This window comes from Gordonia sp. i37 (assembly GCF_002043085.1).
GTDB classification, from domain to species: domain Bacteria; phylum Actinomycetota; class Actinomycetes; order Mycobacteriales; family Mycobacteriaceae; genus Gordonia; species Gordonia polyisoprenivorans.
In genome coordinates, this window is sequence record NZ_MVPX01000546.1 from 1 (window position 1) to 7,013 (window position 7,013).

6 protein-coding genes are annotated in these 7,013 nt (G+C 66.8%); 2 read left to right on the forward strand and 4 right to left on the reverse strand.

From position 1 onward, the window contains the following. Positions 1-500 (reverse strand): LysR family transcriptional regulator (locus tag B1964_RS27185; protein ID WP_139765893.1); only part of this gene is annotated, 500 nt, incomplete at its 3' end. A gap of 117 nt (positions 501-617) precedes the next feature. Here B1964_RS27185 and B1964_RS27195 point away from each other — a divergent pair. Together B1964_RS27195 and B1964_RS27200 are read left to right on the forward strand one after the other, a co-directional pair. After that, entirely contained in the window at positions 618-2,018 is a 1,401-nt protein-coding gene (locus B1964_RS27195; RefSeq protein ID WP_079932036.1) for an MFS transporter, read from the forward strand. Then, positions 2,015-2,773, forward strand: a complete 759-nt coding sequence (locus B1964_RS27200) for a 3-hydroxybutyrate dehydrogenase (protein ID WP_079932033.1) — start codon at positions 2,015-2,017, stop codon at positions 2,771-2,773. Before B1964_RS27195 ends, B1964_RS27200 begins: the two co-directional genes overlap by 4 nt. Positions 2,774-2,877: 104 nt before the next feature. On the opposite strand, the gene B1964_RS27205 is transcribed toward B1964_RS27200, so the two are convergent. From B1964_RS27205 to B1964_RS27215, 3 genes are all read right to left on the reverse strand, one after another. After that, on the reverse strand, positions 2,878-5,400 hold the full coding sequence (locus tag B1964_RS27205) for an MFS transporter (RefSeq protein ID WP_253194228.1): 2,523 nt from the start codon (positions 5,398-5,400) through the stop codon (positions 2,878-2,880). A 203-nt stretch (positions 5,401-5,603) separates the two neighbouring features. Beyond that, positions 5,604-6,413 carry a YceI family protein gene (locus tag B1964_RS27210; protein WP_079932034.1) on the reverse strand — a complete coding sequence of 270 codons (810 nt, stop codon included), beginning with the start codon at positions 6,411-6,413 and terminating at the stop codon, positions 5,604-5,606. After that, a partial coding sequence (locus tag B1964_RS27215) for a carboxypeptidase-like regulatory domain-containing protein (protein WP_079932035.1) occupies positions 6,410-7,013 on the reverse strand: 604 nt, incomplete at its 5' end. The genes B1964_RS27215 and B1964_RS27210, both read right to left, overlap by 4 nt.

The following is a 7,013-nucleotide window of genomic DNA, read 5'->3' on the forward strand; positions in this document are numbered from 1 at the left end:
GGGAGCCGGTAGTCGGCCAACCGCATCGCCTCGGCCCGATGGACGTGCGGCTCGCCGACCACGATCTCGATGTCGAGACCGGTGCGGGTGTGCGAGGCCAAGCGGGTGGCGGTGACGATCTCGACCCCGATACCTGGATGCCGGGTGCGCACCGCGACCGCGGCGGGCGCGGCGAGCAGGGCGGAGAAGCCGTCGGTGGCCGAGATCCGGACCACGTCGTTGATCGACACACCGTCTCGCGCATCGGCACCGAGGTCGCGAACGGCAGCCTCGATCTGTTCGGCAGCGGCGAATGCCCGCCTGCCGAGATCGGTGAGCTCCCAACCGCCCGACCCGCGCGCCAACGCGCGGCCGCCCAAGGCCTTCTCCAGGCTCTCGATTCGCCGCGCGACCGTGGTGTGGTTGAGGCCCAACGAGTCGGCGGCGGTGGTGAAGCGGCCGGTCCGTCCGACGGCCAGCAGCACCAGCAGGTCGTCGGAGCTGGGGCTGGTGGACGGCATATCTGCATATTTGCAGATCCGATGCGACGAAGAGGTCATTGAAAGCGCATTGACGGGCATTGATACTCGGACGAGATGTGAGTGGCATCACACCCGATGCCCGGAAGAGGAGTGATCATGGCCAACCGTGAGATCGCAGACGGGCCGAACCCCGACGCTGCGCAGACCTATCGACCCTCGGGGCTGCGGCGAGTCGTCGCGGCGTCGATGGCCGGCACCGTCGTCGAGTGGTACGAGTTCTTTCTCTATGGCACCGCCGCGACCCTGGTCTTCAGCAAGGTGTTCTTCCCCGCGGGCGGCAACGAACTCGACGCCATCATCGCCGCGTTCGTGACCTACGCCGTCGGCTTCGCCGCCCGCCCGCTCGGCGGGGTGGTCTTCGGTCACTACGGCGACAAGTTCGGCCGCAAGAAATTACTCCAACTGAGCCTGGTGCTCGTCGGCGTCTCGACATTCCTGATGGGCTGTCTGCCGACCTTCGGCGCCATCGGCTACCTCGCGCCGGTGCTGCTGGTGGTGCTGCGGTTCGTCCAGGGATTCGCCGTCGGCGGTGAGTGGGGTGGCGCGGTGCTGCTGGTGGCCGAGCACAGCCCCGACCGCAGCCGCGGCTTCTGGGCGTCGTGGCCGCAGGCCGGTGTCCCCGTCGGGAACCTGTTGGCCACGATGGTGCTGCTCATCATGACCTCGACGTTGAGCGACGCGGCCTTCCTGGGCTGGGGGTGGCGGGTGGCGTTCTGGCTGTCGGCGGTCATCGTGTTCGTCGGCTACTACGTGCGCACCAAGGTCACCGATGCCCCCATTTTCGTTCGCGCACAAGAGGAGATCGAGGACGCCAAGGCCACCTCGTTCAGCGTGCTCGAGGTCATCCGGCTCTACCCGCGTGGTGTGCTGACCGCGATGGGCCTGCGCTTCGCCGAGAACATCATGTACTACCTCGTCGTGACGTTCTCCATCACCTATCTGAAGGTCGTCGTGCACGCCGACACCGAACTCATCCTGTGGTGGATGCTCGTCGCCAACGCCGTGCACTTCGCGGTGATCCCATTGGTGGGGCGGCTCTCCGACCGCGTCGGCCGCCGACCCGTCTACGCCCTCGGCGCGTTCGCCACCGCCTTCTGGGGATTCTTCGCCTTTCCGATGATGGACACCGGTCATCACCTGGTGATCATGTCGGCGATCATCATCGGCCTGGTCTTCCATGCCTTCATGTACGCCGGTCAGCCGGCGATCATGGCCGAGATGTTCCCCACCCGGATGCGGTATTCCGGTGTGTCCCTCGGCTATCAGGTCACCTCGATCGTCGCCGGATCGTTGGCGCCGATCATCGCCGCCGAACTGCTGAGCAGCTTCCATTCCTCGGTACCCATCGCGATCTACCTGGCCGGCGCCTCGGTGGTCACCTTGATCGCCGTCGCCTTCGCCCGCGAAACCCGCGGTGCATCACTGGAATCCATCGACGCCGCCGACGCCCGGGACAATCTCGATGCGCCGCGGGCGCGGACGGAGGTCACCGCATGAGCGCCGCCGGAGTCGATCTGAGTGGCCGTCGCGCGCTGATCACCGGTGCCGCCAACGGAATCGGAGCCGCCTGCGCCCGTGGTCTCGCCGCCGCGGGGGCACAGGTGACGATCGCCGACGTGGACGGGATCGCCGCCAAGCAGGTCGCCGCCGACCTCGACGGCGAGGTCTGGACGGTCGATCTGACCGACACCACCGAACTCGACGATCTCACCCTCGACGTCGACATCCTCGTCAACAACGCCGGTATCCAATCGGTCGCGCCAATCGAGGAGATGGCGCCGGACACCTTCCGCCGGATGCACCGGCTGATGGTGGAGGCGCCGTTCCTACTGATGCGTGCGGCGTTACCGGCCATGTACCGCAACGGTTTCGGGCGGATCGTCAACATCTCGTCGGTCCACGGGCTGCGGGCGTCGGCATACAAGTCGGCCTACGTCTCGGCCAAGCATGCGCTCGAAGGACTGTCGAAGGTCGCCGCACTCGAGGGCGCCGTACACGGCGTCACCAGCAACTGCGTCAATCCCGGCTACGTGCACACCGATCTCGTCGACCGACAGATCGCCGATCAGGCACGCGTGCACCACATGTCGGAGACCGAGGTGGTCGAGAACGTGCTGCTCGCCGAGAGCGCCATCAAGACCATGACCACCCCGGACATGGTGGCGTCCCTGGTGGTCTGGCTGGCCTCGGACAACGCGGCGATGGTCACCGGTGCGTCCTACCCGATGGACGGCGGGTGGAGCGCGAGCTGAGACAGCCTGCCCCGCAGACGATCCACAAAGCAACTACGCGGTGTGCCCCTGCGGGCACACCGCGCAGTCGCTGGTGAAGGACGTCGGTTACGTCACGGGGGTGCTCACCGCACCGTCGGGCGATCGACGCCGAGGCCGATGTCGACGGTGGTGCGCTCGCCGGTCACGACGCGCGCCTGCACCGCGGTCGGCTCATACATGTTGGCGACCAACGTGAACTGGGCGTCGGTGAGTCCCTCGATCCGGTAACGGCCGTCGGAGTCGGTGGTCACCGACGCGACGATCGTCTGATCCGGCCCGATCGCCGACACGGTTGCCCCGATCAGCGGGGTGCCGTCGACGGTCCGGACCGTGCCCTGGACGCCGCCGGTGGCCGACAACACGATCTGCGCCTCTGCGGCAGAACCGGTTTCGACGGTGATCAGCTGGCTCGACGGCGCATAGCCGGGCGCCGAGGCCGTCACCGCGACGGTGTCCCCGGCCGACAGACCGGTGACGGTGAACCGGCCATCCGAGTCGGCCTGTGCGTTGGCGATGACCGCACCCGACTGATCGGTGACAACCAGATTCGCGGGCAGCGGACGATGCGCGTCGCGGACCCAACCCCGCAGTGACGCACCGCCACCGAGGGCGAAGTCACGGCGGAAGATGAGATCCCCGACCACCGAGACCGCCAGCGCCCGTGGCGAGAGCCCGGGAGCCGTTGCGATCACCGTGTAGGTGCCGTCGGCCAGATCGGTGACCGCGTACGACCCGTCCGGGTGAACCGCGGTGGCGCCGACCTGATGGCCACGCAGATCGGTGACGGTGATCGCCGCATCGGTGACCGGCGATCCGTCACCCGAGGTGATCAGACCCGCGATTCGCGGTCGCACCGGCTGCGTCCCGGCCTCGCCGGCCGAGGTCAGCAGATGCCGCGGAGCAGTGGTCGTGCGCGTCGACTCCTCCTCGGTGACCAGTTCGGACGGTGTGCCGAAGCCGACGTCACCGGCCACTGCGGCCAACTCCGCGCCCAGAGTCTCCGGGGTCGCCGGCTTCTTCTTCGAGCCGGTGAACAGTGAGGCGATGGCACCGAGGACGCAGCAGATGAGTGCGAAGGTGAATGCTGCGGTGAGGCCGTCGGAGAACGGATCGCTGATCAGGTGCGGGAAGAAGTTGAGGCCGGTGAGGTGATCGACGCTGGTTTGGGGGAGTCCTTGCAGTGCTTGGCCGGCGACTTCTCGGATGGGGTTGTAGCCGAGGAATGCGGCGAACAGGATGCCGACGGTGGGGATGTGGGCGATGCCGTCGGCGGCGGGTGCGGGCATACCGTTGGCGGTCAGTCCGGAGTACATGGCGTCGGGCAGGTGGGTGGAGAGTCCGGCGATCATGAGGGAGAAGAACAGGCCGATCGACAGGACCATGGCCGCGTTCTGGAAGGTGGTCATCATGCCCGCCCCGGAGCCACGGGAGGTGATGGGTAGGGAGTTCATGACTTCGGCGCGGTTGGGGGAGGCGAACAAACCCATGCCGATGCCGTTGATGAGTAGGACGAGGGCGAACACCCAGTAGGTGAAGTTCACCGGCATCGCGATCAGCGCGCCGAAGGTGCCTGCGGTGATCAACATGCCCATGGTGGTGAACCATTTGGTGCCGAGTTTGTCCGAGAGTGCCCCGGAAACCGGTGCGCTGATCAGGAAGCCGATGGTCATCGGGATCATGTAGATACCGGCCCACAGCGGGGTGCGGGAGTAGTCGTAGCCGTGCTGCGGCAACCAGATGCCCTGCAGCCAGATGATGAGGATGAACTGTAGGCCGCCTCGGCCGATGGAGCCGGCGAGGTTGGCGAGGTTACCGAAGGTGAACGACCGGTTCTTGAACAGGCTCAGTTCGAACAGTGGGCTGTCGACCTTGGTTTCGATGAACACGAAGGCGATCAACACGATGACGCCGCCGATCAGCCCGGTCAACACCCAGGGGTTGGTCCAGCCCATGGCGTGGGTTCCGTAGGGCTGGATGCCGTAGGTGATGGCGATCAGGATCGCGATCAGGCCGATGGCGAAGGTGATGTTGCCCCACCAGTCCATTTTGGCGTGCTTGCGTTCACCGAGATCGTGCAGCTTCAGATACGCCCAGATGGTGCCGATGACACCGAAGGGCACGGAGACGAGGAAGATGTAGTGCCACTGGATGGGGGCGAGGATGCCGCCGATGAGCAGGCCGAGGAACGAGCCGGCGATGGCGGCGACTCCGTTGATGCCCATGGCCAGTCCGCGTTGGTTGGCGGGGAAGGCGTCGGTGAGGATGGCTGAGGAGTTGGCCATGAGGAAGGCGCCGCCGACGCCTTGGACGATGCGCCAGAAGATCAGCCAGATCGCTGCTTCGCTGCCGTCGAACCAGGTGATGGCGAGGAAGATCGAGGAGATGGTGAAGATGGCGAAGCCCATGTTGTACATGCGGGCTCGGCCGAACATGTCGCCGAGGCGGCCGAAGCTGACCACGAGGACGGCGGTGACGACGAGGAAGCCCATCATCATCCACAGCAGGTAGCTGGTGTTGCTGCTGTCGAGGGGGTTGACGTTGATGCCCTTGAAGATGTCGGGCAGTGCGATGAGCACGATCGAGGAGTTGATGGTGGCGATGAGCATGCCCAACGTGGTGTTGGACAACGCAATCCACTTGTAGTGAGGACCGAGCTCCTCCAGCGAGCGCTGCCGGGACCGGCGTGGCGGTCCGGCAGCGGCGCCGGTCTCGGCGACTGCGGTATTCGACATGTCCTGCCTTTCAGATCAATATGTCAATTCTGTGCGGTCGGCGCTGACCGTGTCCGCGAACAACTGGGGTGACGGAGTCATCCGTCGGTCCGGACCGCCTCCACCTCGAGGGAAATCCGTGCGGTGCCGCCGATCTGGGCCACACCGCTGATGAGTGTGTCGTCGAAGCTGATGCCGAAGTCGTTGCGGTGCAACGTCCCCGTCGCGCCGAAGGCGGCACGACGGCCACCCCAGGGGTCGTCGACCTCGCCCTGATAGCTCAGTTCCAGCTCGACCGGTACCGCATGTCCGCGCAGCGTCAGCGTGCCGGCCAGGGTCCAGGTGTCGTCACCACGCGGCCGGACGCCGGAGGCGGCGAAGGTCGCGACCGGGAAGCTCTCGACGTCGAAGAACGCATCCGAACGCAGGTGCTCGTCACGCGTCCGGTTGTCGGTGTCGATGCTTGCGGTCTTGATCTCGGCGAACACCGAGGACTGTTCGACCGATTCGGGGACCTCGATGTGCCCGGTGAAATCGGTGAAACGTCCACGGATGGTGGAGATCCCGAAGTGACGCACGCTGATCTCGAGCAACGAGTGTCCCGGATCGATCTCCCAGTGTCCGGTGCTCGGGGTCGGTGCGTCGCCCGCGCGTACCGCGGTGATCTCACCGAGACTGACCGTCCCGGCGCCGGCCACCACGGCCACCCTCGCGGTCGGCTGGTAGCCCTCGGCGGCGATGACCACGGTGTAGGTCCCGGTGCCGAGGTCGTCGGCGACCGCGGTGCCGTTGTCATCGGAGCGGGCGACGGCCTGCTGCGCGCCGGCGTCGGACATGATCGTCATGATGGCGTCGCGGACCGGCCGTCCGGCGGTGCTGACGACGCGCGCGGTGATGGTGCTGCTCATGCCTGCCCCCTTGCGCCCAAGACGAATTCGTGGTTGGCGACGCGACCCGCCGCGACGTCGATGGTGGCCGCCACGGGTGCGTAGCCGTTGGCGACAACGGTGTAGTCACCCGGGGTGAGGTTGGCGAACAGGTAGCGGCCGACCTCGTCGGTGAGGGTGCTCGCGGCCATCTCCCCGGCGTCGTTGAGCAGTGCCACCTGGCTGTGACCCACGGGGGTCCCGGCACCGGTGGTGCCGTCGGTGATCACGCCGGTGAGTTCGGCTGCGGTGCGCAGCACGGTGGTGATCTCGCCGTCGGCGAGGTGCACGGTCTCGGCGACCGGATCGCAGCCTGCGGCGGTGACGATGACGGTGAGTGTGTCGTCGCCGAGTCCGCCGATCTGCCAGTGGCCGGCAGCGTCGGTGACCGTGGTCGCCACGACCTGCCCGGTGCGGTCGGCGATGGCGATGGTCGCGCGGGCGACCGGCTCGCCGGTGGCCGAGGTGGTCACGACGCCCGCGAGAGTTCCCATCGACGCGAGGATGATCTCGGTGTCGACCGGGGCGGTCCCCACGGTGACGGTGACCGCGGCCGGTTCGTGGCCGGCCGCCGATACGGCG